The sequence below is a fragment of the Bacillus sp. FSL K6-0268 genome (assembly GCF_038005425.1).
GTDB lineage: Bacteria > Bacillota > Bacilli > Bacillales > Bacillaceae_G > Bacillus_A > Bacillus_A thuringiensis_S.
The window spans coordinates 1,433,612-1,456,155 of sequence record NZ_JBBOTF010000001.1 but is presented as its reverse complement, the minus strand read 5'-3'; the positions used below and the strand labels follow the sequence as shown (position 1 = coordinate 1,456,155).

Here is a 22,544-nt window from a genome sequence, read left to right as displayed (position 1 = left end):
TTAAAGTTTCACTTTATGATAGAGCAGAGTGTATCTTAACTTATTATGTTTTAAATTTTGCTGACCAAGGCAATACTGAGCCATAGTGAATGTAAAGTTGGAGGGCGAGCGTATATGTTTGATGAGGATGGGATTGTTTTAATTATGGAACCAGCTGATGAAAGAAACTTGAGGAGATTTATTTTTTCAGTGCCACAGTCAGTGTATGAAAAGAAGGGGATTACATTACACTATGGAGCAGCTATAGGACAAGGATATATGGATATAATTGAAGATATTATAAGCGTACATATAGAAATAGATGTTGTAACAATAATAGGGCATGTAAGAGTATAAATAGCTATTTGAAAAAAGGTTGTAAGCAATTTAGCTAGAAGTTATGATAGAGAAAATTATAGACAATTATAAAGACGAAGGGAGTCTGAAATGAAAATAAAATCAATTTTATTAGTATTTATAGTTTCAATTGGTTTAATGGGATGTTCAATAGTGGAGGAAGGAAAGAACTCGATAGATTATGCTCAAAAGGCGACAGACTATGTAAATGAAATAAGCGCGTTTGCAAATGAAGCACCGGCACTAGCAGAGAAAGCTATTAACGATGGGACAGCTCGAAAAGAATTAGAAACGAAGCTGAATGAAATTAAACAAGATATACCAGCTTTCAATGAATTAACGCCACCAGATGTAGCGAAGGATCTTCATCAACAAATCGTTGGATATAATGAAAAGCTAAATTCGTTAATTGATACGTCTATGAAAAAGATAGAGGAAGGAAAAATGGACGTAGAGCAATTTAAAAACTCAGAGCTCATGCAGACGATAGATCAAGTTCGTGATTTGAAAGATAAGGTGCAAAATTTAGGTCAATAACAAAAAGCTCCGTTTGTAACAAACGGAGCTTTTTGTTATTGGATACAATAAACGATTACACCAACGATAATAATCATGTTGCCGATGAGTTTACGTTTCGTTATTTTTTCCCCTAGGAAATACCAACCGAAAATTAATATGATGATATAACTTAAGGATTCTAATGCTGATGCTTGTTTTAATTCCATGCCCTTCATGGCGATTACATTTAATCCAGCATTAAGTACAAATAAAGAGTAACCGATAATAACATAAGGATTCACATATTCTTTTATTCTAGAATCGTATTGTTGTAAAGTAGCTTTTTTTAATAATATTTGTGAGTAATTTGCTAAAATTATCCCGAAAATAAACAATAGCATATAACTATTCATCTTTTGTCACCACCACAATTCCGACGATAATAATAGCTGCACCAAGTAAATGATTCCACTGAATTGTATCTCCAAATAGAAATACTGACCAAAGCATTGACCATAGTATAATAATCCCTCGATGTGAATATGCTTTTGAAATTTCGAAATGTTTAATTACTTGTTGCCATAAAATTGCATATCCGAATAAAAGTATAACTAGTCCGAAATAAGCAACAAAAAATGAGATTGAAGCAATTGGAAATTGAGCTGCCCATTTCATGTAAACCATAATGATAGAATATATCAAAAAAGCTACATGTAAAAATACATAATTTTTAATAGTTGGTTTCATTTATTCACTCTCTTTTACATATAAATATCTATTTATATCTGTTTTTTTAAATGATAGATATAGAAATATATTTTGTTTAATCTTTCACATTCCAAATTATATAGTATCATGGCTTTTATTGTAAAACAATAGAAGCCATGCATTCATTTTTTCCAAGATTCTACAATATGTATCGTTTTATTTGTTGCATCCAACTCTACTTGAACACCGAAAGGTATAGTAATCATTGGATGTGTATGACAACAATCGAAGTCAGCTAGAAAAGGAATTCTTTGATTTTGAAGTACTTCCAACAGTATTTCAAAAGGTTTTCGATTTGTACCACAATCATCAAATTGCTCATGTTTTCCAAGAATGATACCTGAAATTTTATCAAATACACCGTTAATTTTAAGGAATGAAAAGCTTCTTTCGATAGTAGCTGCATCTTTTGAACTGTCCTCAATAAAGAGAATATCGCCTTCTTGAATATGTGGCATATAGGGGCTAGCCCAAATTCCTTGTATCGTGTTTAAATTCCCGCCAATAATACGCCCAGTAGCTTTTCCGTCAATTACTGAAATCCAATTGTTTGGTCGAAGTTCTTTCTCCTTCGTCTTTTCTTCCCAATTAATAAATTCATCTGACCAAAATAATGGTTGTTTTATATGATAAGGAAGAGATTGATCATGTAGTAAAGTTTCTGCAAAATATTTGTATGTGCAGTTAACAAAAGGTTCAAATTCGCCAAAGGAAGGGACGAGAGCGGGCCCATAAAATGTAGGGATTCCTGTTTTAGCATAAATTCCTAGTAATAAAGCAGTTGCATCTGAATATCCAATCATTATTTTAGGGTTATTTAGAAAAGCATCATAATCAATATAAGGTAATATTGAATTTGAATTCATCCCACCAATTGTTGACATAATACAAGAAATATTAGGGTTTCTTATCAAGGCATTTAGTTCATCAGCACGCTCTTGTATACTACCAGAACGATAAAAATCATATCGACCTGTTAATGAACCTTCTAATATACGAAACCCTTTCTGTTGTAAGTAAGATTTTGCTCGTTCAAATCTTTTTGGAGAAGTGTAGGTTACTGGTGAAGAAGGGGAGTAGATCCCAATTGTGTCTCCATATTTTAATGATTTTGGAAGTAGCATTTGTATGAATCCCTTCTATTAAATAGTTTATTTACAAGATTTTATTGTTGAATATTCTTATATTTCAGTATTATAAGTGTAACATAAACAAATTAAAATAATAATTACTGTATATGAATAAATATACTTTTTACCTTGACTGTATAAAGGAATTGTTGTTAAGGTTAAATGTGAGTGTATAAAAGGTTTGCTAAAGGAGTTTTGAAATGAATCGGTTAAAATGGGGAAGGATGACAGTCCTATTAGTCATTATATTAGGGATATGTTGGTTCTTATTCCAAGGAAATCAAAAGAGCGTAGCGAATGTAGAAGGACAACCTTTGCAAGTGGCAGAACTACCTAAAGCAGGATTTACTGAAAAAGTAGTCCCGCCAAAGTACATCCCACCAGAAATTAACGCAAAAGCGGCTATGATTATCGATGCGAGTGATGGAGATATTATTTATCAATATAATGAAAATGAAGCTTTTGCACCGGCTAGTATGTCTAAGATGATGACAGCGTATCTCCTACTAGAGAGTATACATAACGGGAAAGTTCGCTGGGAAGATCCAGTTAAAATGAGTGCGAAGGCGGCACAAACAGAGGGAGCGAGAATCCCAGTACAAGTTAATGACACATTAACTGTTAAAGATTTATATCATGCATTAATGATTGAGTCAGCTAATAATTCAGCTGTGGCTTTAGCAGAACATATGGCAAAATCGGAGAAAGATTTCGTTCAGCTTATGGATGCAAAAGCGAAACAGTTAAAAATGTCGGAACATGCTAAATTTGCAAATGCTTCTGGATTACAAGAGCCAGATGGAAGTGAAACAAAAATGACGGCTGCTGATGTAGCACAATTGGCGTATCATCTTATAAAAGATTATCCGGAAATATTAGAAGTGACTCACTTGCGTCAAAGTCAGCTAGCATTTAATAATATTAATGTTATAAGCACAAACGACATGTTAAACAAAAATAATAAAAGTTTATATATAGAAGGAATGGACGGACTAAAAACAGGATTTACAGATAGTGCAGGATATTGTTTTACTGGGACTGCCAAGCAAGGTGATAACAGAATTATTACAGTAGTCATGGGGACCTCAAGTAAAACAAAACGTTTTACAGAGACGAATAAGTTAATGTCGTATGCATTTGGATTAGTTAATTAAGTAAGTAAAATACCAATCTAGATCGCTACATAAGTAAGGCTGTTTGTTGTTACTAATTTTAGATAACAATAAACAGTCTTTTTATTTTAACTTTAAAAAGGAAAAAGATTCTAAATACAAGTGTTATCATTTGAGTTTATTTGTTGCTGTGATATTATAAAGTTATAAGCTTATTAATAATAAGTTTGAGGGGCGTAATATGATGTATACATATGAAATAGCCTCAATTGAAAATTGGAGGGAATTATGATGGCAAAAGATTTTTACTCAGCAATTGAAGACAGAAGATCTATTTATGCAATTAGTAAAGAGCAAGTAGTTTCTGATGAGAAAATTCAAGAAGTGATTTATCATGCTGTAAAACATACACCTTCAGCTTTTAATTCTCAAAGTGCTCGTGTTGTTGTTTTATTAGGAGAACAACATGATAAATTATGGGATATTACGAAAGAAACGTTAAGAAAAATTGTACCTGAAAATAACTTTGCACCTACTGAAGAAAAAATGAATGCATTTAAAAGTGGTTATGGGACGGTTTTATATTTTGAAGACAGTGAAGTAGTGGAAGGCCTTCAAGCAAACTTTGCATTATATAAAGATAATTTCCCAACTTGGTCTCAGCAATCATCAGGAATGTTACAATTTGCAATTTGGACAGCTTTAGAAATTGAAGGGTTTGGTGCTACGTTACAGCATTACAATCCGCTAATTGATGAAAAAGTGAGAAAAGAGTGGGATATCCCAGGGAATTGGAAACTAACTGCGCAAATGCCATTTGGTAAACCGGTAGTACAGGCTGGTGAAAAAGAATTCCAACCGTTAGAAAACCGTGTGAAAATTTATAAATAATTTGATAAAAGGTGAACAGGAATATAACCTGTTCACCTTTTATAAGTAGTAAGGGTTTTTTTGTTCGGCATTTTTCATCTGATTCTTTAATTCATTTTTACGTGTTACAATGGCTGATACTTTTTGTAATGTTATCATTGAAACGAATTGAATAAAAGCATAGTATAGCTCTATATTTTTTTGTATTGGATCATCTATTATATTTCTCACAAATATGCCTCCTCTTTTTATTCAAATAAAACTCCGCATTAATGGGCAACCCGAGTGGTGAGGGTTAATAATTAGCGGAGGATGTATAAACCCCTTACTGATTAAAGTTTCATTTTATAAGGGAATGAAACTTTAATCAGTTCGCTAAAATTCTTTTTTATTAAGATATGTATATAATACTATAAACATCCTATAAATTCCATTATCGGAAAAAGAGAACAGTTGATATAGTGTGTGTTTTCTTTAAAGGAGAAATGACTTTTGTGAAATAAATCTTACAATTCGTCAAATTATTTCAAAATTGTAGATAGTATAGAAAATTAGTTTTCTAAAAATATTATACTATTGATAAATAGAGTGATTTTTGTCATGATGAAAGTATACTTCATTTAAGGAGCTTTATAAGGAAATACATACTTTAGTTTGTATTAGGTTAATAGAATTTTTTGTAATAGATAGAAAAGGGATATTTTATATTAAAATATTAAATAGAATGTCGAATTTTCATGCGATATATAAGAAATTTGAAAAAACCATTGCAAAAACACTATATTTAATGATAAAGTTCACATGAAGTTCACACGGATTTCACTTTGTTCATTTAAAATGAACTCTGTGTGAAAAATAAAACTCTTGCTAAAAAATGGAACTGGATGAATATTTTACTTTGATAATATTGTAAAGTATTAAAGGTTTAAGTTTTTTTTAAGAGGATAGTAGGGAAAGGAAGTAAAGACAACTTATGAAAAAAGTAATTGCAGGTTTAGCAGCAGCTTCTGTAGCTGGCGTTGCAGTTCCAGGAATGGATTCTGCTCATGCACAAGTTTCAAATGAAGCGCTAAAAGAAATTAATGGACAAACTCAAACTCAAACTCAAACTCAAACGACTGTAACTGAAACAAAAACTGTAGAAACAACTTCTGAATTAAAATACACAGTAACTGCTGATGTATTAAATGTTCGTTCAGGTGCTGGTACAGGACATAACGTTATTTCTAAAGTGAAATCAGGTCAAGTGCTACAAGTAGTTGGACAAGAAAATGGTTGGTTCAAAGTAAACGTAAATGGTCAAACAGGTTATGTAAGTGGTGACTTCGTAACGACTGGTGGCAAAACAGGAACGACTGTTCAACAAGGAACAGGTACTTACACAGTAAACGTTTCTTCACTTAACGTACGTACAGGCCCAAGTACATCTCATACAGTATTAGGTTCTGTAAACAAAGGTAAAACAGTACAAGTTGTAGGTGAAGTACAAGATTGGTTTAAAATCAACTTCAATGGTGGAACTGGATACGTAAGCAAAGACTTCGTAACAAAAGGTGGTTCTGCTGTATCTAACGAAACACAACAACCAACTACAAACAACAATACTACAACAGTTCAAACTGGTGGTTCTTATGTTGTTAACACTGGTGCTTTAAAAGTACGTACAGGCCCAGCTACATACAACGCTGTAATCGGTGGAGTAACAAATGGTAAAGTACTAAACGTTACTGGTGCTGAAAATGGCTGGTACAAAATTAACCATAACGGCCGCACAGGTTACGTAAGTGCAGACTTCGTTAAGTTTGTAAAAGGCGGAGTAAACAACGTTACAAATAACGTTCAAAAACCAACAACAGGTGGAGATACATCTTCAATCGTTGGATTCGCTAGATCTTTAGATCATTCAAAATATGTATTCGGTGGTGAAACTCCTGATGGTTTCGATTGCAGTGGATTCATTCACTACGTATTAAATCAAACTGGTCATAAAGGCGCTCGTCAAACAGTTGCTGGATACTGGAGCTCTAAAACAAAAACTAGCAATCCACAACCAGGTGATTTAGTATACTTCTCTAATACTTATAAAAAAGGTCTTTCTCACATGGGTATTTATTTAGGAAATGGTCAGTTCATTAGTGCGGAGAATGACCAAGTTGGTGTAAGAATTAGTTCAATTAATAACTCTTACTGGGCTAAACATCTAACTGGTTACACAAAAGCATACTAAGAAAAAGTAGTTTATATACTTTTCGTATAGAGAAAAGGCTTTCCAAGGAAACTTGGGAAGCCTTTTTATAGTTGAATGAATTGGAAGTTTAATAGTTTTTATTTTAACTTTCCATTTAAAAATCGATCATATAAGTCGTGGAAATAGTTAGGACGAAATAAGTTAGCTGCATGTCCTGCTAAAGGTATTTCCTTGTATAGAACGTTAGGTAAAATAGATTTCAAATCAAATAGACAAGATTTATAGAGATGATCATGCTCTCCCATTACCCATAGTATAGGGTGAGGAAGTGATTTTAATTTAGACTTTAAATCGAATTCTAACCGATGTCGTAATGACTGGGCAATAATGGATGAATGTAATTGTAATCCGAAACGGTAGTAAATATTTCTTGAAATGACTGCAAACGGATTTGATTTTAGTATACCACTTGGAAAAATAGTATTTGCGTATTGAGAGAGCCATTTAGAGTATTCATCTCCTCGTTTCTCCCAAAATTTTTGGAATACGTTATATAAGCGAGAAGGATTATTGTAATGTCCTCCAATATGACAAATACTTAATACTTTTTCTGGATGCATTTGTGCAAAAATTGTAGAGATGTAACAGCCGTAACTTAGCGCACAAATATGAGCTTTTTTAATACCTTCTTGTTCATATAAGTTTAATAATTGATCTACGAGGCGCTGTAATGAAAAGTCGATTGCTTCTCCTTTATCATCACCGTGACCTAATAAGTCATAAGTTATAATGTTGTAGGAGGCAGAAAATCGTTTTTGCTCCTTTTTGAAGGCGCGACGATTGCCAACTAATCCATGAATAAAAATAATTGTTTCCTTTTCAGAATGTATATTTGTTTGCAAAAAGGATACTCCTTTCACTAACTGGAGATTTATATCGTGTTGTAAATTATTTATCTATAATTTACATAGAATAATATTAAGTACCAGGTAATAATATCAGATGTTTATATCTGTTGTAAAGATGAGTTTTTATGTATATTTTGTAAAAATAGAAAAAGTGTGTTTACATTCAGTTTACATTTGTATCGTATTCTAATTTTAGAAAGAACAGTTTGGTTTAACACGAGGAGATGAACAGGAATGGAAGTTAGAAATGAAATGAAGAAAAAAGGGAGCTGGAGGCAGTTTTTACGCCTTATTCAAGATACAAATCCTCCGAAAGGAATTTTAATTTTTGCGTTATTAATGAGTTTGCTTTCTACGGGAGCGAGTTTATTTATTCCTATGCTGACAAAAGGATTAGTAGATAATTTTTCGCTTTCTTCAATTAGTGCAGGACAAATTGTTGGGTTAGTTGCTTTCTTTGTAATGCAAACTATTGCGGCAGGGTTGTCTATATATTTACTAAATTATATTGGGCAGAAGATTGTAGCGGGACTAAGAGAACGTTTGTGGAAAAAGGTACTTATCTTGCCGGTATCTTATTACGATCAAAATAGAACAGGTGATACCATTAGCCGTATGACGAATGATACAGGTGTTGTGAAAACGTTAATTTCTGAGCATTTGTCAAACTTATTAACAGGTGGTATTTCAATTGTTGGATCGTTAATTGTATTATTTGTGTTAGATTGGAAAATGACTGCGTTACTTTTAACGGTTATTCCGTTGTCTGTATTAATTTTAGTTCCACTTGGACGAAAAATGTATAAGATTTCAAAAGCGCTTCAAGATGAAACGGCATCTTTTACAAGCGTGTTAACGCAAGTGTTATCAGAAATTCGTTTAGTGAAATCTTCAAATACAGAAAAAAGAGAATATGAAACGGGTAATACAGGTATACAAAAGTTATTACAATTTGGTTTGAAAGAAGGAAAAGTGCAAGCATTAATTTCGCCAGTTATGTCGTTTGTTTTAATGGCACTACTTGTTATTATCGTAGGATATGGCGGGATGAGAGTTTCTAGCGGTGCATTAACAACTGGTGAACTTGTAGCGTTTATTTTGTATTTAGTTCAAATTATAATGCCGATGAGTCAATTATCTATGTTCTTTACACAATTTCAAAAGGCAATTGGTGCAACGGAAAGAATTAGTACGATTTTAGAATATAAAGTAGAAGATCATGAAACTGGTGTGAAAGTGACAAATGCTAAGCAGCCGATCGTTCTTGAAAATGTACATTTTGAGTATAACGAAGAAGAGCAAGTTTTGAAAAATATTGATTTCACAATTGAATCAGGAAAAGTGACAGCGATTGTAGGACCAAGTGGTAGTGGGAAAACAACGTTATTCTCATTACTGGAACGTTTTTATGAGCCAACTAGCGGTGCCATTAAATTAGGAAAAGAATCAATTACGAGTTATTCATTACAGTCATGGCGACGTCAAATCGGTTACGTATCACAAGATAGTCCGTTAATCGATGGAACGATTCGTGATAATATTTGTTACGGCGTTGAAGGCGAAGTAACGGATGAAGAAATTGAAAAAGTAGCAGCAATGGCATATGTTGATGCATTTATTCATGACTTACCAAACGGTTATGCAACAGAAGTTGGAGAACGCGGTGTGAAGCTTTCTGGTGGACAAAGACAGCGAATTGCCATTGCCCGGGCGTTACTTCGAAATCCGCAAATTCTTATGCTCGATGAGGCAACTTCAAGCTTAGATAGTAAATCTGAGTCTGTCGTTCAAAAAGCGTTAAATAACTTAATGAAAGGCAGAACAACGTTAGTGATCGCGCATAGACTTTCTACTGTTGTAGATGCAGATAAAATTATCTTTATTGAAAAAGGGAATCTTACAGGTAGTGGTACGCATGATGAATTATTACAGACGCATGATATGTATCGCGAGTTTGCAACGCAACAATTGAAAATTAAAGAGGGTGCATTATAAAATGAATCATCAGTGGGATTTTACTCCACTGATGATTCATTTTAAAAAAATATATTAGATGCTAAGTAGAAAGGAAATGGTTCCTTTGATACCTAAAATTTTAATAGTAGACGACGATCCACACATTAGGGAACTCGTTTCTGTATTTTTAGAACGAGAAGGTTTTCAAACATATGAGGCAATTGATGGAGTAGATGCACTTCGGAAAATGGATGACGTAAAAGTCGATATGGTTATTCTTGATATCATGATGCCAAATATGGATGGATTTGATGTATGTTTTGAATTAAGAAAATACTATGATATCCCGGTTCTGATGCTAACTGCCAAAGGAGAAACATCACAAAAAGTAAAAGGATTTCACCTTGGGACAGATGATTATCTTGTAAAGCCATTTGATCCTATAGAACTAGTAGTGAGAGTAAAGGCATTATTGAAACGTTACCAAATTACAGTTTCACAATCGATTCAAGTTGGAAATGTATTATTAAATCGTAAAACATTCGAAGTTACATCTGGAGAACAAACGGTTACGTTACCGTTAAAAGAATTTGAGCTGCTCTTTACTTTAGGGTCTAAATCGGGAAGAACTTGTTCGAGAGAGCAATTAATTGAAGAAATATGGGGATATGATTTTGAAGGGAATGAACGTACACTAGACGTTCATATTAATCGGTTACGTGAGAAGTTTCAAGAAGAGCAGTCGAAATTTAGTATTAAAACAATAAGAGGATTAGGGTATCGCTTAGAGGTAAGTAAATGAGAAAAGGAAAACGAATGAGTAAGTTGAAGATGCTGAAAGTATTTGGAGCGGTATTAGCGCTCTTTTCTTTTCTTACTATCATTTGGTCTATCGCATTTTATGTAGCAACTAGTATATTGAATGCTTTTGACGTAAACGTATCGCCATTTGTTGCCTTTCTAATTAGTGATATGGTCGGTTTTGTATTTATTATTCTTATTTGGACATTAATTGGAATATTAATGAGGCCAAAACGAGAGGCAATGATTTGGACTATTATTGAACCGATACAAAAAATTGCAAAAGGAGATTTCTCCGTAAAAATACGAAATGAAGAAAAGTATGATGGAGAAATTGGCGTGCTCGTAAAAAGTATAAATGATATGACAGATGAACTGAATACGATGGAGAAAATGAGACAAGAATTTGTATCGAATGTTTCTCATGAAATACAGTCACCATTAACTTCTATAAAAGGATTTGCTAGAGCACTACAAGACGATAATCTTTCTGAGAAAAAAAGAAAGCATTATCTTACCATTATTGAAACTGAAACAACGAGATTATCTAAACTAAGTCAAAACTTATTAAAGCTAACTCTTTTAGAATCAGAAGAGTATATACCAGAAAGAGTGAGTTATCGATTAGATCAGCAGTTAAAGCAAATTGTGTTAAATAGTGAACCACTCTGGGCTGAAAAAGAAATTGAGTTAGAACTAGATTTAGAAAAAGTACATGTTATTGCTGATCAAGAAAGTATGAGTCAAGTGTGGATTAATTTAATTCATAATAGTATTAAATTTACTCCAAGCGGTGGTACGATTATTATTCAGTTAAAGGAACATGAAACAGTAGTGGAAGTGCGTATCCGTGATTCAGGAATTGGTATATCTGAAGAACAGAAACAACATATTTTTGAGCGTTTTTATAAAGCGGATTCTTCACGAAATCGTGCTTATGGAGGAAGTGGCTTAGGTTTAGCTATTGTAAAAAAAGTACTCGATCTTCATCATGGGGAAATAAAAGTTGAGAGTGAGGAAGGGAATGGTACTGAATTTATTGTGTGTATTCCTAAATATAAAGAGAAATAGTGTTAGGGTGATATCTTCTAACACTATTTCTCTTTATAAATACATTTACCATTGTTGCAGCTATATTGATAAGCTCTTCCTTCGCTATTCATACGGTATGAGTAATCTGATTCTTTATCTTTCTTAAAGTCAACGTACGCTTCTGCACCGTTTTTATCATCATCTATATCAATGAATTGAACGGATCGTATAGAATAATCTTCCTTTTCACTTAATCCCTTTTCTTGCAAATTTTTATGTATACTGTCTACTAACTCGTCAAACAATGACCAGTTTAAATTAAGATTTTCAAATGACTCAGTATGTCTTCCTAAAATGCCTTCGTCTTGTATTATTTTATTATTATCGTATGTATAAGAGTATGTAAAATAGGGTTCGTCTTTATATACTACTGTTGCATAATAGCCGATATTATAAAGGGGAGTATATTTTCCGGTTATGCTTTGTATTTCTTTTTGCTTATATCCTTTTATAGTATGGAGATAGTCGCTAGTATCTTTTTCTATTACTTTATAATGTAGTGGATTACCAAATATAAAATACATAGCCAAAAATATGATACATAGTCCGACTGCAGTTAGTGATAAGAACCATTTTTTTCTTTTCATACACATACACGCTCCTATGCTGGATTTATTTTTATTTTATATGAATAATGGAAAAAACATGATACTTATAAATAAAAACTTTTTATAGTTACCTACAAGTAACCTACGCACATGAAAGTGCATCATTGCCTTTTTACATAAACATAGATACAATTTTAATATAATACATAACTGAGATGATTAAGGAGTGTTATACTTGGCAGAATTATTACAAGGCAAAAATGCTTTAATTACAGGAGCAGGTAGAGGGATTGGTCGCGCTGTCGCAATCGCATTAGCGAAAGAAGGCGTAAATGTAGGACTATTAGCTCGTTCAGAAGAAAACTTAAAAGCAGTAGCGAAAGAAGTAGAAGCAGAAGGTGTAAAAGCTGTTATTGCAACTGCTGATGTTTCTTCATACGAAGAAGTGACTACTGCGATTGAAACGTTAAAAAATGGTTTAGGATCTATCGATATTTTAATTAATAACGCTGGTATTTCTAAGTTCGGTAAGTTTTTAGAATTAGATGTTGCTGATTGGGAAAAAATCATTCAAGTAAACTTAATGGGTGTATATTATGCAACTCGTGCTGCTTTACCAAGCATGATTGAACAACAATCTGGTGATATCATTAACATTTCATCTACAGCAGGACAAAAAGGTGCACCTGTAACAAGTGCATATAGTGCTTCTAAATTTGGTGTTCTTGGTTTAACAGAATCGTTAGCGATGGAAGTTCGTAAGCATAACATTCGTGTAACGGCTTTAACACCAAGTACAGTAGCAACTGATATGGCTGTTGATTTAGGATTAACTGACGGAAATCCTGATAAAGTTATGCAAGCTGAAGATATTGCAGAATTTATCGTAGCACAGCTGAAATTAAATAAACGTACATTTATTAAATCAGCTGGACTTTGGTCTACTAATCCATAAGAATTACATTTATTAATAAAAGAAGGGATATCTATTCTGTAATGGGATAGATGTCCCTTCTTTATTTTTTGTGTTTAAGACGGAATTTTCTGTATAATCAAAAGTGAATGGTAGAAAGCATTGGAAAATTGAAAGGGGTGGTATTTGCATGATTGGAATTGAGAAATGGACGGCTGTTGATCAATATATGAGTGATGTATTAATACCGAAAGATTCTACATTAGAAGGGGTTCTTCAAACTAATGCTGCAGCTAATTTGCCAGCACATGATGTATCACCAACGCAAGGTAAGTTTTTACAACTATTAGTACAAATTCAAGGGGCCCGTAATGTTTTAGAAATTGGTACGCTAGGCGGATATAGCACGATATGGATTGCTAGAGCATTGCCATCTGGAGGCCGAGTTGTTACATTGGAAGCAAGTGAAAAACATGCAGAAATTGCACGTAGCAATATTGAGCGTGCTAATTTGACTGATAAAATTGAAATACGAACAGGATTAGCGTTAGATTCTTTACAACAAATAGAAAACGAGAAGTATGAACCGTTTGATTTTATTTTTATAGATGCTGATAAACAAAATAACCCTGCTTATTTTGAATGGGCACTAAAACTATCACGACCGGGTACTGTAATTATTGGGGATAACGTAGTACGTGAAGGAGAAGTTATTGACAATACTAGTACCGATCCTCGTGTACAAGGGATACGTCGTTTCTATGAATTAATAGCTGATGAGCCACGTGTTAGTGCTACAGCGCTTCAAACTGTCGGAAGTAAAGGATACGATGGGTTTGTAATGGCAGTAGTAAAAGAGTGATACCGTTCGAAAGTCTATTATATTTATAGTAGACTTTAGGGGAGTGAGAGATAATGAATGAAGCATCTTTCCAATACTGGGCGGAGTATTGGAAAGATGCTGAGATACCAAAAACGGTGAGTGCTTGGAAATTTGGTGATACCGCAAATCGTCTTGCTAAGCAAGTAGTTGACGGAACGAAAACGGCAACTTGTTCTGCATATCTCTTCTATGAATTAAAGAATGTACCGTTACCAACTACAGAGGACTACTCTGTTATTTTGGATTACGATGAAAATCCGGTAGCAATTGTAAAAACAATTGAAGTAACAATAGTACCTATGAATGAAATTACAGAAGAGTTTGCAATTGCTGAAGGGGATGAAAGATATAAAAAAATAGGAGGAGAGAAAATGAAAAAGAAATTTCAAAAATTATAACATGTATCTTGTACAACGCAGCTACCTCGTGGACCTCCAACATACTTGGAAATATAAGTTTATATAAAAATTGGAGGTTAGGAATAGATGAGAACTGAAAAAAAATGTTAGACTTAATTATAAATACAGCAAAAGAGGATGAAAGAATCCGAGCAGTTATCATGAATGGATCGCGTGTAAATCCAAATGTGAAAAGAGATTGTTTTCAAGACTACGATATTATGTATGTTGTACATGATATACAATCTTTTACGTCTAATCATAATTGGATTCATAGATTTGGAGAAATAATGATTGTACAAATGCCAGAAGAAATGTCATTAATTCCAGCGGACGAAGACGGGAAATTTCCGTATTTAATGCAGTTTATGGATGGAAATCGAATTGATTTAACGCTCGTTCCATTTGATTTGATAAATAAGTTCGTTGGACAAGATAGTTTAAGTAAGCTGCTTCTTGATAAAGATAATTGTATTGTTGAATTTCCACCAGCAAGCGATAAAGACTACTTAATAAAAAAGCCTACAGAAAAAGAGTTTTTAGATTGCTGTAATGAATTTTGGTGGTGTAGTACGAATGTAGGGAAAGGACTATGGAGAGAGGAACTTTCTTATGCGAAAGGGATGCTTGATGGTCCAGTACGAGATATGTTCATCGTAATGCTAGAATGGCATGTTGGTATGAAAAAAGATTTTACAGTTAATGCAGGTAAGTTTGGAAAGCATTTCGAGCAATATGTTGAAGAAGATATGTGGAAGCAATTTAAAAAGACATTTTCTAATGCAGAATACGAAAACATATGGGGCTCATTCTTTGTCATGGGTGATTTATTTAGAGAAGTGGCGAATGAAATTGCTAACACATATGGATATCAATATGCGCAAGATGATGATGATAAAGTGACGAACTATTTAAAACATGTGAAAGCTTTGCCAAAAGATAGTACATCGATTTATTAATAATATAAAGCAGTAAGACTGTCCTGTTAACGGACAGTCTTATTTGTGCTTATGAATAACAATTTCTCTAACAAAGTGCAGATGAATCACATATGAAAATTTAGGGAGGTTTTTATCATGTATTATTTTTATTCGCCAGAAATGTTCGTTCCATATCAATGGGGACTAGAACGAGATGTTTCGTATGCTTATATGCCATATAACTCATTTTATTATGGAGACTATAAAAGCTCATTACCTTACGTATATACCCCTCAAAATTATGAAGTACCAATGAAAGCATATGAGCGTGGATCATGGACACCATTTTCGTGGGTCGAAAAATATGCGTATGCATTTTCAGGTTCTTACAATAAAGCGGAAGTAGCCCTTACATTTGATGATGGGCCAGATTTAGTCTTTACGCCAAAAATATTAGATAAGTTAAAACAACATAATGTGAAAGCGACTTTCTTCCTGCTTGGTGAAAACGCAGAAAAGTATCCAAACGTAGTAAAGCGTATTGCAAATGAAGGGCATGTAATTGGTAATCATACGTATAGTCATCCGAATTTAGCAAAAGTAAATGACGTTGAGTACCATAATCAAATAATAAAAACGGAAGAAATATTAAATCGTTTAGCTGGTTACGCACCAAAGTTTATACGTCCGCCATACGGTGAAATACTTGAAAATCAATTAAAATGGGCAACAGAGCAAAATTTTATGATTGTACAGTGGAGTGTTGATACGGTTGATTGGAAAGGTGTAAGCGCTGATACGATTACAAATAATGTGTTAGGGAATTCATTTCCTGGAAGTGTCATCCTCCAGCATTCAACACCAGGTGGACATTTACAAGGATCTGTAGATGCACTAGACAAAATCATTCCGCAGTTAAAAACGAAAGGGGCACGTTTTGTAACACTTCCAAGTATGTTTCAGACATCAAAAGAAAGAAAGTGAATGTGTTATAAATTGGAAAAAATAGGGTTATGCCGTATAATGAAAGTGTAAGTTTAGGAGGGATATAATTGATTTATGCACTAGTAAACATAGGAATAAGCATATTGATTGGAATTATATTTATACTTGCGGCACTTATCCTTCAAAAAAATCCACCGACAGATATTAATGCGGCATATGGTTATCGTACGAAACGATCTATGAAAAATAAGGAATTATGGGATGCGGGTAATAGGTATAGTGCAGCAGTGATGAAGCAAAATGGATTCATCATGATGTTAATTGGGAGTGTTATTAGTATACTGTTTAGATATCCACATACAATGATAGCGATTATGGTGGTTATGCTGTTATTAATTATGCGTTTATTTATACAAGTAGAGAGTAGATTAAAAGTACTTGAGCAATAATGAAAAATAGGACTCCACGCAATATGATGCTGAGAGTCCTATTTTATTTATAAACTATTATTTTTTAATACTTCTTTTCCTTGCTCTATAACAAATTCATAGTATGCAAGATCATACGGATAAATATCTTCAAATGTTATCGTAATCGGTTTATTGTTTAGGACTGAAATCGTCGTTAAAGATGAAATCTCTCCTTTTAATAGTTGTAGAAAAGGAGTTGTATGTACTTTCATCACATCGTCTACTTCTTCACCTGGTGCGAATGGAAGTGGATTGTTGACATTGTGAAAATACATATGACAAAATTCACGATCAGTAAGATTTGAAATTTCATAATCTATTTTAAAGATGCCTTTGTATATTAAATCAGTAGTTTGAAAGGAAAGCCCCAATTCTTCTTCGATTTCACGAAGGCCACCAATTTGTACATCTTCATCATGCATAATATGTCCAGCTGAAGTAATATCCCATATACATGGAGCTTCTTTTTTATTTTTAGAGCGTAATTGGAAATATAAGAACATATCTTCATTATCTTTTTCTACAAACCAACAATGAAATGTTTCGTGCCAATCACCGTCACGATGCACTTCGTCACGTAATTTCTTCCCAAGTGTATTTCTTTCAGGATCAAATATTGTTAACCACTCTGTCATTTTAATTCCCCTTTCCTCAAATTTTATTATACAATATTTGTATTGAATTTTGGGAAAATAAAGAAAAAGGAGTGGTTATAAGTGGAGATAGAGCGTATGGAAATAAAATCGATTATTTCAACAGAGGAAGAGTTACGGAAAATATTGGGGCAACCAAGTGAGCGAGCATTGAAAAAAGTTATTTCATCATTAGACCACCATTGCATAGATTTTCTTTCTAAATCTCCTTTTCTAGTATTATCTACTGCAAATAAGTTGGGGGAGTGTGACGCCTCGCCGAGAGGAGACGCACCTGGATTTGTTTACATATTAAATAATAGTAAAATTATTATTCCGGAAAGACCAGGAAACCGCCGTATAGACTCCATTTTGAATATTATTTCCAATCCAAGTGTAGGATTAATCTTTTTTATTCCCGGTCTTGGGGAGACACTCAGAATAAATGGCCGAGCGTATATTACAAACGACGAAGAAGTTTTGAAAGAAATGCAGGCGAATGGACGTAATCCATTGCTTGGAATTGTTGTTGAAATAGAAGAGTGTTATATTCATTGTGCAAAAGCTTTTATTCGTTCTAAGATGTGGGATTCAGAATCTTGGTTAAATAAAAAAGAGTTACCTTCAGCAGCAAAAATGTTGCTGGAGCACATGCGAAAGTGAATACTTCAGAAGAAGATGTTGCACGTTCTTTAGAAGAAAGTTATACAAAAAGATTGTATTAAAAATTTTATTGATATAGTTTTGTGGAGCGGATATGTACGGGTTTTAGAATGGGGAATTTATCCCGCATTAACGGGCAGTAAGACCCCTACCTTAAAATTCAGCGTAAGTAAAGAAGTTAGGTGGGTATCAACTGCCCGTAAAAGCCCGATTGGTTCAACTAATAATCAGTGGGGATGAACAAAATCCCCACTGATTAAAGTTTCACTTTATATATGAACCGTTGATTTACAAACTGGAGAAATAACAAAATAGATAAATTGAGTGGCAGTTGCATAATGCTATTGTGAAATATAATAAAAAATTTCTTAAAAATAGTTAGTAAAAATAGGCTTGCTTTTTAAAAAGTTGATAACTATAATAAGTTAACAAATAGACATGAACGAAAAAGTAACGATAAGGACACGGAATCATTTTTACGGTTTACAGAGAGGGAAGCCAAGGGTGTGAGCTTCCTAACACGAGAAATGATTTTACCACCTTTGAACTTCAATAGTGAACGAGTAATCTAGTAATTATTGACGGAATCAGCCGTTATCTGAACTTGAGCAATCTAGGGAGAAATACGCCTAGGTTGGAACAAGGGTGGAACCACGAAAACACATTCGTCCCTTTCCTAGGGATGAGTGTGTTTTTTTATAGTTTTTGAGACCGAAAATTTAAAATAATTGAAAAATATTGTTGATTTTGCTTTTTATGCGAGTATAATGAGTTAACAAATAAACATGAACGAAAAAGTAACGATAAGGACACGGAATCATTTTTACGGTTTACAGAGAGGGAAGCCAAGGGTGTGAGCTTCCTAACACGAGAAATGATTTTACCACCTTTGAACTTCAATAGTGAACGAGTAATCTAGTAATTATTGACGGAATCAGCCGTTATCTGAACTTGAGCAATCTAGGGAGAAATACGCCTAGGTTGGAACAAGGGTGGAACCACGAAAACACATTCGTCCCTTTCCTAGGGATGAGTGTGTTTTTTATTACTTTGAAGGGAGGTGCGGTAACATGAAACTATTTATACGTATGGAAATAACCACCACCTGCATAATTAAAAAGCAGAGCAAGGTGATTGATAGAGCTAAATAATAAAATTGTAGGAGGAGATTAGAAGATGAATAACGTTATAAATGTTGGGGTATTAGGTTTAGGTACGGTCGGAAGTGGTGTTGTTCATATTTTGAAAGAACATTATAAAAAAATCGCTCTTGATACAGGATACGAAGTGAAAGCGAAAACAGTCGTTGTACGTGATTTAGAAAAAGAACGCGATGTTTGTATTGATGGAATTGCAGTAACAAGCCATGTAGATGAAGTTCTAAATGATTCGAATATTGATATTGTAGTAGAGGTAATGGGTGGAATTGAAGAAGCAAAACAGCATATTGTTAAGGCTTTACGAAATAAGAAACATGTCGTAACAGCAAATAAAGATTTAATGGCTGTATACGGTGCAGAGCTTCTCAAATTAGCGAAAGAAAATGATTGTGATCTATGTTATGAAGCAAGTGTAGCGGGTGGTATTCCAGTGTTAAGAGGATTAACTGACGGGCTAGCATCAGATCAAATTGAAAAAATAATGGGAATTGTAAATGGTACAACAAATTATATGTTAACAAAAATGAGTCAAAATGGGTGGTCTTATGAAGAGGCTTTACAGGAAGCTCAAAAATTAGGTTTTGCAGAATCGGATCCGACAGCAGATGTAGATGGACTAGATGCGGCGAGAAAGGTAGCAATTCTTGCAAACTTAGGTTTTTCGATGAATGTTTCATTAGATGATGTGCAAGTAAGAGGGATTCGAAAGGTCGAAAAAGAAGATTTACAAATGGCTGAAAAGTTAGGATTTACTATGAAGTTAATTGGTAAGGCAGAAAAACAAGGACCAGCCATTCATTTAAGTGTAGAACCGACGCTTTTACCGAGACGGCATCCATTATCGAATGTAAATAATGAATTTAATGCAGTATATGTTCATGGTCAAGCGGTAGGAGAAGTAATGTTTTACGGACCTGGAGCTGGAAAGTTGCCAACTGGTTCTGCCGTAGTAAGTGATATTATTTCCATCGTTAAAAATATGAATCAAGTTCCGAAAAATAAAAGTGCATTAAAAGAACCAGTTCCTTATGAATTACAAGGTGATGAAGAAGTAGTTTCGAAATATTTCTTGCGTATTTCATTACGAGATGAGCCTGGGATGTTGCAAAAAATAACAGAATGTTTCGTTAATTACTCTGTAAGTTTAAAAGAAGTTATTCAATTACCTTTAAACCGTGAACTGGCAGAAGTTGTTGTTGTGACACATCGAACTTCCAAGTATCAATTCGAACGAGTTTTAGGAGCGATAGAAGCTGTCGCAAGTGAAATAAACAGTTACTACATTATTGAGGAGGAAAAACAATATGTATAAAGGACTATTAAAACAGTATGCTTCTTATTTACCGGTGAATGAAAAAACACCTGATGTGAGCTTAATGGAAGGAAACACACCTCTTATTCCGTTATTAAATATATCAAAGCAATTAGGGGTTCAGCTATATGGTAAGTACGAAGGAGCGAATCCGACAGGTTCTTTTAAAGATCGTGGTATGGTGATGGCAGTTGCTAAGGCGAAAGAAGAAGGTTCAGAAGCAATCATTTGTGCATCAACAGGTAATACATCAGCATCAGCTGCAGCATATGCGGCACGTCTTGGGATGAAATGTATAATCGTCATACCTGAAGGAAAGATTGCACATGGGAAATTAGCGCAAGCGGTCGCTTATGGAGCTGAAATTATTTCAATAGAAGGGAATTTCGATGATGCACTTAAGGCTGTAAGAAATATTGCTGCAGAAGAGCCGATTACGTTAGTAAACTCAGTAAATCCTTATCGAATTGAGGGGCAAAAAACGGCAGCATTTGAAATTTGTGACCAATTGCAAAATGCACCAGATGTTCTAGCTATCCCTGTTGGGAACGCAGGAAATATTACAGCATATTGGAAAGGTTTCTGTGAATATGAGAAAGAAAAAGGTTATAAGAAGCCAAGAATTCATGGCTTTGAAGCGGAAGGAGCAGCTGCAATTGTAAAAGGGCATGTAATTGAAGAGCCTGAAACAATTGCAACAGCGATTCGAATCGGTAACCCGGCAAGTTGGTCATACGCAGTAGAGGCTGCTGAGCAGTCTCACGGTGAAATAGATATGGTATCAGATGAAGAAATTTTACATGCGTATAGGTTATTGGCAAAAACTGAAGGAGTTTTCGCTGAACCGGGATCAAATGCTTCATTAGCCGGCGTAATTAAACATGTTGAATCTGGAAAAATCAAAAAGGGAGAAACAGTTGTTGCAGTATTAACTGGAAATGGTTTGAAGGATCCTGATATCGCTATTTCTTCAAATCAACTAGACATCGCAAGTGTGTCAAATGATATAGAACAAATTAAAGATCATATTAAAGGGGTGATTATGTCGTGATACCATTTAGCGTTCGTGTCCCTGCTAGTACGGCGAATGTTGGTCCTGGATTTGATTCAGTTGGAATAGCTTTGTCATTGTATTTAGATGTGGTGGTTAAAGAAAAAGCTGATAAATGGCAAGTAATCCATTCCTTTGAAGAATCAATTCCGACAGACGATAAAAATTTAATCGTTAGCACGGCATGTAAAGTATGTCCTTCTATATCACCCCATATAATAGAAGTTACTAGCAATATCCCATTAACGAGAGGGCTAGGAAGTAGTGCATCAGCGATTGTAGCTGGGATAGAGCTTGCGAATCAACTAGGTGATTTGAACTTAACTGCTGATCAAAAAGTTCAAATTGCTACAAATTTTGAAGGACATCCTGATAATGTTGCTGCTTCTATATTAGGTGGAACTGTAATCGGAGCACTTGATGGAAAGGATATTTCCGTCGTAAGAATTGAGAGCAAGGAATTAGGGGTAATTTCTCTTATTCCGAATGAAGAATTAAATACAGATGAAAGTCGATCTGTATTACCAAAGATGTTTCCGTTTCATGAGGCAGTTAAAGCTAGTGCGATAAGTAACGTATTAGTAGCTGCATTATGTCAAAAGCGGTGGGAAGTTGTAGGTGAAATGATGGAGAGAGACCATTTTCACGAGCCATATCGTTTAGAACTCGTACCGTTATTACCATCTATTCGTAAATGCGCAAAAGAATTTGGTGCGTACGGCACAGCACTTAGCGGTGCGGGACCATCTATTTTTATATTAACGCCATATGAGAAACGTCAAGAAATCGCTGAGCAATTAGCGAGAGTATTTACAGATATGAAAGTATGTGAGCTTGAAATCGACCATAAAGGTATTATTGTAAATAAGGAAGAGCATATTGGATTATAAAGAAAGCTGGCATGGCTAGCTTTCTTTACGTTGCAAACCTATTTTAAATTGGGTTTTTTCGGAAAAAATATAAAACAAATGTTGATTTTGAATAATGTAA

The 22,544-nt window shown here is 34.2% G+C and carries 23 protein-coding genes, 2 pseudogenes and 2 other annotated features; of the genes and pseudogenes, 18 read left to right on the top strand and 7 right to left on the bottom strand.

Translation table 11 applies throughout. The features are described from left to right. The first annotated feature begins 114 nt into the window (after window positions 1-114). Both MHI28_RS07345 and MHI28_RS07340 read left to right on the top strand, forming a co-directional pair. Window positions 115-336 carry a hypothetical protein gene (locus MHI28_RS07345; protein ID WP_000459105.1) on the top strand — a complete coding sequence of 74 codons (222 nt, stop codon included), beginning with the start codon at window positions 115-117 and terminating at the stop codon, window positions 334-336. Between the two features lie 90 nt (window positions 337-426). After that, a complete protein-coding gene (locus MHI28_RS07340; RefSeq protein WP_000695205.1) occupies window positions 427-873 on the top strand; it encodes a DUF6376 family protein in 447 nt (148 codons plus the stop codon). Between the two features lie 35 nt (window positions 874-908). On the opposite strand, the gene MHI28_RS07335 is transcribed toward MHI28_RS07340, so the two are convergent. From MHI28_RS07335 to MHI28_RS07325, 3 genes are all read right to left on the bottom strand, one after another. Beyond that, window positions 909-1,247, bottom strand: a complete 339-nt coding sequence (locus MHI28_RS07335) for an EamA family transporter (RefSeq protein WP_001089874.1) — start codon at window positions 1,245-1,247, stop codon at window positions 909-911. After that, window positions 1,240-1,581 carry an EamA family transporter gene (locus tag MHI28_RS07330; protein ID WP_000805130.1) on the bottom strand — a complete coding sequence of 114 codons (342 nt, stop codon included), beginning with the start codon at window positions 1,579-1,581 and terminating at the stop codon, window positions 1,240-1,242. Before MHI28_RS07330 ends, MHI28_RS07335 begins: the two co-directional genes overlap by 8 nt. A gap of 143 nt (window positions 1,582-1,724) precedes the next feature. Beyond that, window positions 1,725-2,726 (bottom strand): S66 family peptidase, encoded by a 1,002-nt coding sequence (locus tag MHI28_RS07325; RefSeq protein WP_000926326.1) that lies wholly within the window; start codon window positions 2,724-2,726, stop codon window positions 1,725-1,727. 206 nt (window positions 2,727-2,932) lie between these two features. On the opposite strand from MHI28_RS07325, the gene MHI28_RS07320 reads away from it, so the two are divergent. Both MHI28_RS07320 and MHI28_RS07315 read left to right on the top strand, forming a co-directional pair. Next, the gene (locus MHI28_RS07320) at window positions 2,933-3,886 is read left to right on the top strand and encodes a D-alanyl-D-alanine carboxypeptidase family protein (protein WP_001080878.1); all 954 of its coding nucleotides are present in this window, start codon (window positions 2,933-2,935) and stop codon (window positions 3,884-3,886) included. Window positions 3,887-4,132: 246 nt separating this feature from the next. Continuing rightward, complete coding sequence (locus MHI28_RS07315) at window positions 4,133-4,735, top strand: nitroreductase family protein (RefSeq protein WP_002162851.1); 603 nt, start codon at window positions 4,133-4,135, stop codon at window positions 4,733-4,735. A 39-nt stretch (window positions 4,736-4,774) separates the two neighbouring features. Here the strand turns inward: MHI28_RS07315 and MHI28_RS07310 are convergent, their stop codons facing one another. Continuing rightward, complete coding sequence (locus MHI28_RS07310; protein ID WP_001244280.1) at window positions 4,775-4,945, bottom strand: hypothetical protein; 171 nt, start codon at window positions 4,943-4,945, stop codon at window positions 4,775-4,777. A 742-nt stretch (window positions 4,946-5,687) separates the two neighbouring features. Between MHI28_RS07310 and entFM the strand changes: the two genes are divergently transcribed. After that, window positions 5,688-6,941 carry an enterotoxin EntFM gene (gene entFM, locus MHI28_RS07305; protein WP_086413574.1) on the top strand — a complete coding sequence of 418 codons (1,254 nt, stop codon included), beginning with the start codon at window positions 5,688-5,690 and terminating at the stop codon, window positions 6,939-6,941. A 98-nt stretch (window positions 6,942-7,039) separates the two neighbouring features. Here entFM and MHI28_RS07300 read toward each other — a convergent pair whose 3' ends face one another. After that, window positions 7,040-7,804, bottom strand: coding sequence for an alpha/beta fold hydrolase (locus MHI28_RS07300; RefSeq protein ID WP_001194305.1), 765 nt, complete (start codon window positions 7,802-7,804; stop codon window positions 7,040-7,042). A gap of 240 nt (window positions 7,805-8,044) precedes the next feature. On the opposite strand from MHI28_RS07300, the gene MHI28_RS07295 reads away from it, so the two are divergent. The 3 genes from MHI28_RS07295 (at window position 8,045) to hitS (ending at window position 11,638) form a co-directional block, all read left to right on the top strand. Further along, window positions 8,045-9,805 carry an ABC transporter ATP-binding protein gene (locus MHI28_RS07295; protein ID WP_016082006.1) on the top strand — a complete coding sequence of 587 codons (1,761 nt, stop codon included), beginning with the start codon at window positions 8,045-8,047 and terminating at the stop codon, window positions 9,803-9,805. A gap of 85 nt (window positions 9,806-9,890) precedes the next feature. Then, on the top strand, window positions 9,891-10,568 hold the full coding sequence (gene hitR, locus MHI28_RS07290) for an envelope stress response regulator transcription factor HitR (protein ID WP_000612415.1): 678 nt from the start codon (window positions 9,891-9,893) through the stop codon (window positions 10,566-10,568). After that, a complete protein-coding gene (gene hitS / locus MHI28_RS07285; protein WP_001225395.1) occupies window positions 10,565-11,638 on the top strand; it encodes an envelope stress sensor histidine kinase HitS in 1,074 nt (357 codons plus the stop codon). The genes hitR and hitS overlap by 4 nt, the downstream gene beginning before the upstream one ends. 23 nt (window positions 11,639-11,661) lie before the next feature. Here hitS and MHI28_RS07280 read toward each other — a convergent pair whose 3' ends face one another. Continuing rightward, window positions 11,662-12,252 carry a DUF3139 domain-containing protein gene (locus tag MHI28_RS07280; protein ID WP_002162839.1) on the bottom strand — a complete coding sequence of 197 codons (591 nt, stop codon included), beginning with the start codon at window positions 12,250-12,252 and terminating at the stop codon, window positions 11,662-11,664. Between the two features lie 190 nt (window positions 12,253-12,442). Between MHI28_RS07280 and MHI28_RS07275 the strand changes: the two genes are divergently transcribed. From MHI28_RS07275 to MHI28_RS07250, 6 genes and pseudogenes are all read left to right on the top strand, one after another. Beyond that, a complete protein-coding gene (locus MHI28_RS07275; RefSeq protein WP_000818985.1) occupies window positions 12,443-13,162 on the top strand; it encodes a 3-ketoacyl-ACP reductase in 720 nt (239 codons plus the stop codon). A gap of 148 nt (window positions 13,163-13,310) precedes the next feature. Then, window positions 13,311-13,982 (top strand): O-methyltransferase, encoded by a 672-nt coding sequence (locus tag MHI28_RS07270; RefSeq protein WP_000579239.1) that lies wholly within the window; start codon window positions 13,311-13,313, stop codon window positions 13,980-13,982. Window positions 13,983-14,035: 53 nt separating this feature from the next. Continuing rightward, window positions 14,036-14,401, top strand: a complete 366-nt coding sequence (locus tag MHI28_RS07265) for an ASCH domain-containing protein (protein ID WP_002162838.1) — start codon at window positions 14,036-14,038, stop codon at window positions 14,399-14,401. 87 nt (window positions 14,402-14,488) lie between these two features. Next, window positions 14,489-15,360: pseudogene (locus MHI28_RS07260) on the top strand (aminoglycoside 6-adenylyltransferase). 117 nt (window positions 15,361-15,477) lie between these two features. After that, the gene (locus tag MHI28_RS07255) at window positions 15,478-16,305 is read left to right on the top strand and encodes a peptidoglycan-N-acetylglucosamine deacetylase (protein WP_000291212.1); all 828 of its coding nucleotides are present in this window, start codon (window positions 15,478-15,480) and stop codon (window positions 16,303-16,305) included. A 68-nt stretch (window positions 16,306-16,373) separates the two neighbouring features. Beyond that, window positions 16,374-16,715 carry an SdpI family protein gene (locus tag MHI28_RS07250; RefSeq protein WP_000638559.1) on the top strand — a complete coding sequence of 114 codons (342 nt, stop codon included), beginning with the start codon at window positions 16,374-16,376 and terminating at the stop codon, window positions 16,713-16,715. A 47-nt stretch (window positions 16,716-16,762) separates the two neighbouring features. Here MHI28_RS07250 and MHI28_RS07245 read toward each other — a convergent pair whose 3' ends face one another. Continuing rightward, complete coding sequence (locus MHI28_RS07245) at window positions 16,763-17,371, bottom strand: NUDIX hydrolase (protein WP_000141354.1); 609 nt, start codon at window positions 17,369-17,371, stop codon at window positions 16,763-16,765. Between the two features lie 81 nt (window positions 17,372-17,452). Between MHI28_RS07245 and MHI28_RS07240 the strand changes: the two are divergent. The 4 genes and pseudogenes from MHI28_RS07240 (at window position 17,453) to thrB (ending at window position 22,444) form a co-directional block, all read left to right on the top strand. Next, a pseudogene (locus MHI28_RS07240) lies at window positions 17,453-18,093 on the top strand (pyridoxamine 5'-phosphate oxidase family protein). Window positions 18,094-18,475: 382 nt separating this feature from the next. Then, window positions 18,476-18,707 (top strand) — a binding site (T-box leader). Window positions 18,708-18,822: 115 nt separating this feature from the next. Next, window positions 18,823-19,054 (top strand) — a binding site (T-box leader). 153 nt (window positions 19,055-19,207) lie between these two features. After that, window positions 19,208-20,503 carry a homoserine dehydrogenase gene (locus tag MHI28_RS07235; RefSeq protein ID WP_086413570.1) on the top strand — a complete coding sequence of 432 codons (1,296 nt, stop codon included), beginning with the start codon at window positions 19,208-19,210 and terminating at the stop codon, window positions 20,501-20,503. After that, a complete protein-coding gene (thrC, locus tag MHI28_RS07230; RefSeq protein WP_000276427.1) occupies window positions 20,496-21,554 on the top strand; it encodes a threonine synthase in 1,059 nt (352 codons plus the stop codon). The genes MHI28_RS07235 and thrC overlap by 8 nt, the downstream gene beginning before the upstream one ends. Further along, window positions 21,551-22,444, top strand: coding sequence for a homoserine kinase (gene thrB / locus MHI28_RS07225; RefSeq protein WP_000612099.1), 894 nt, complete (start codon window positions 21,551-21,553; stop codon window positions 22,442-22,444). Before thrC ends, thrB begins: the two co-directional genes overlap by 4 nt. Window positions 22,445-22,544: the final 100 nt, after the last annotated feature.

Excerpts from the sequence above, each read along its gene's own strand:
- hitS (WP_001225395.1), top strand. The coding sequence starts at position 10,565 with ATGAGAAAAGGAAAACGAATGAGTAAGTTGAAGATGCTGAAAGTATTT.
- MHI28_RS07265 (WP_002162838.1), top strand. The coding sequence starts at position 14,036 with ATGAATGAAGCATCTTTCCAATACTGGGCGGAGTATTGGAAAGATGCT.
- MHI28_RS07280 (WP_002162839.1), bottom strand. The coding sequence starts at position 12,252 with ATGTGTATGAAAAGAAAAAAATGGTTCTTATCACTAACTGCAGTCGGA.
- MHI28_RS07340 (WP_000695205.1), top strand. The coding sequence starts at position 427 with ATGAAAATAAAATCAATTTTATTAGTATTTATAGTTTCAATTGGTTTA.
- MHI28_RS07345 (WP_000459105.1), top strand. The coding sequence starts at position 115 with ATGTTTGATGAGGATGGGATTGTTTTAATTATGGAACCAGCTGATGAA.
- MHI28_RS07320 (WP_001080878.1), top strand. The coding sequence starts at position 2,933 with ATGAATCGGTTAAAATGGGGAAGGATGACAGTCCTATTAGTCATTATA.
- MHI28_RS07245 (WP_000141354.1), bottom strand. The coding sequence starts at position 17,371 with ATGACAGAGTGGTTAACAATATTTGATCCTGAAAGAAATACACTTGGG.
- MHI28_RS07325 (WP_000926326.1), bottom strand. The coding sequence starts at position 2,726 with ATGCTACTTCCAAAATCATTAAAATATGGAGACACAATTGGGATCTAC.
- MHI28_RS07235 (WP_086413570.1), top strand. The coding sequence starts at position 19,208 with ATGAATAACGTTATAAATGTTGGGGTATTAGGTTTAGGTACGGTCGGA.
- MHI28_RS07330 (WP_000805130.1), bottom strand. The coding sequence starts at position 1,581 with ATGAAACCAACTATTAAAAATTATGTATTTTTACATGTAGCTTTTTTG.
- MHI28_RS07335 (WP_001089874.1), bottom strand. The coding sequence starts at position 1,247 with ATGAATAGTTATATGCTATTGTTTATTTTCGGGATAATTTTAGCAAAT.
- MHI28_RS07270 (WP_000579239.1), top strand. The coding sequence starts at position 13,311 with ATGATTGGAATTGAGAAATGGACGGCTGTTGATCAATATATGAGTGAT.
- entFM (WP_086413574.1), top strand. The coding sequence starts at position 5,688 with ATGAAAAAAGTAATTGCAGGTTTAGCAGCAGCTTCTGTAGCTGGCGTT.
- MHI28_RS07255 (WP_000291212.1), top strand. The coding sequence starts at position 15,478 with ATGTATTATTTTTATTCGCCAGAAATGTTCGTTCCATATCAATGGGGA.
- MHI28_RS07315 (WP_002162851.1), top strand. The coding sequence starts at position 4,133 with ATGATGGCAAAAGATTTTTACTCAGCAATTGAAGACAGAAGATCTATT.
- thrC (WP_000276427.1), top strand. The coding sequence starts at position 20,496 with ATGTATAAAGGACTATTAAAACAGTATGCTTCTTATTTACCGGTGAAT.
- MHI28_RS07295 (WP_016082006.1), top strand. The coding sequence starts at position 8,045 with ATGGAAGTTAGAAATGAAATGAAGAAAAAAGGGAGCTGGAGGCAGTTT.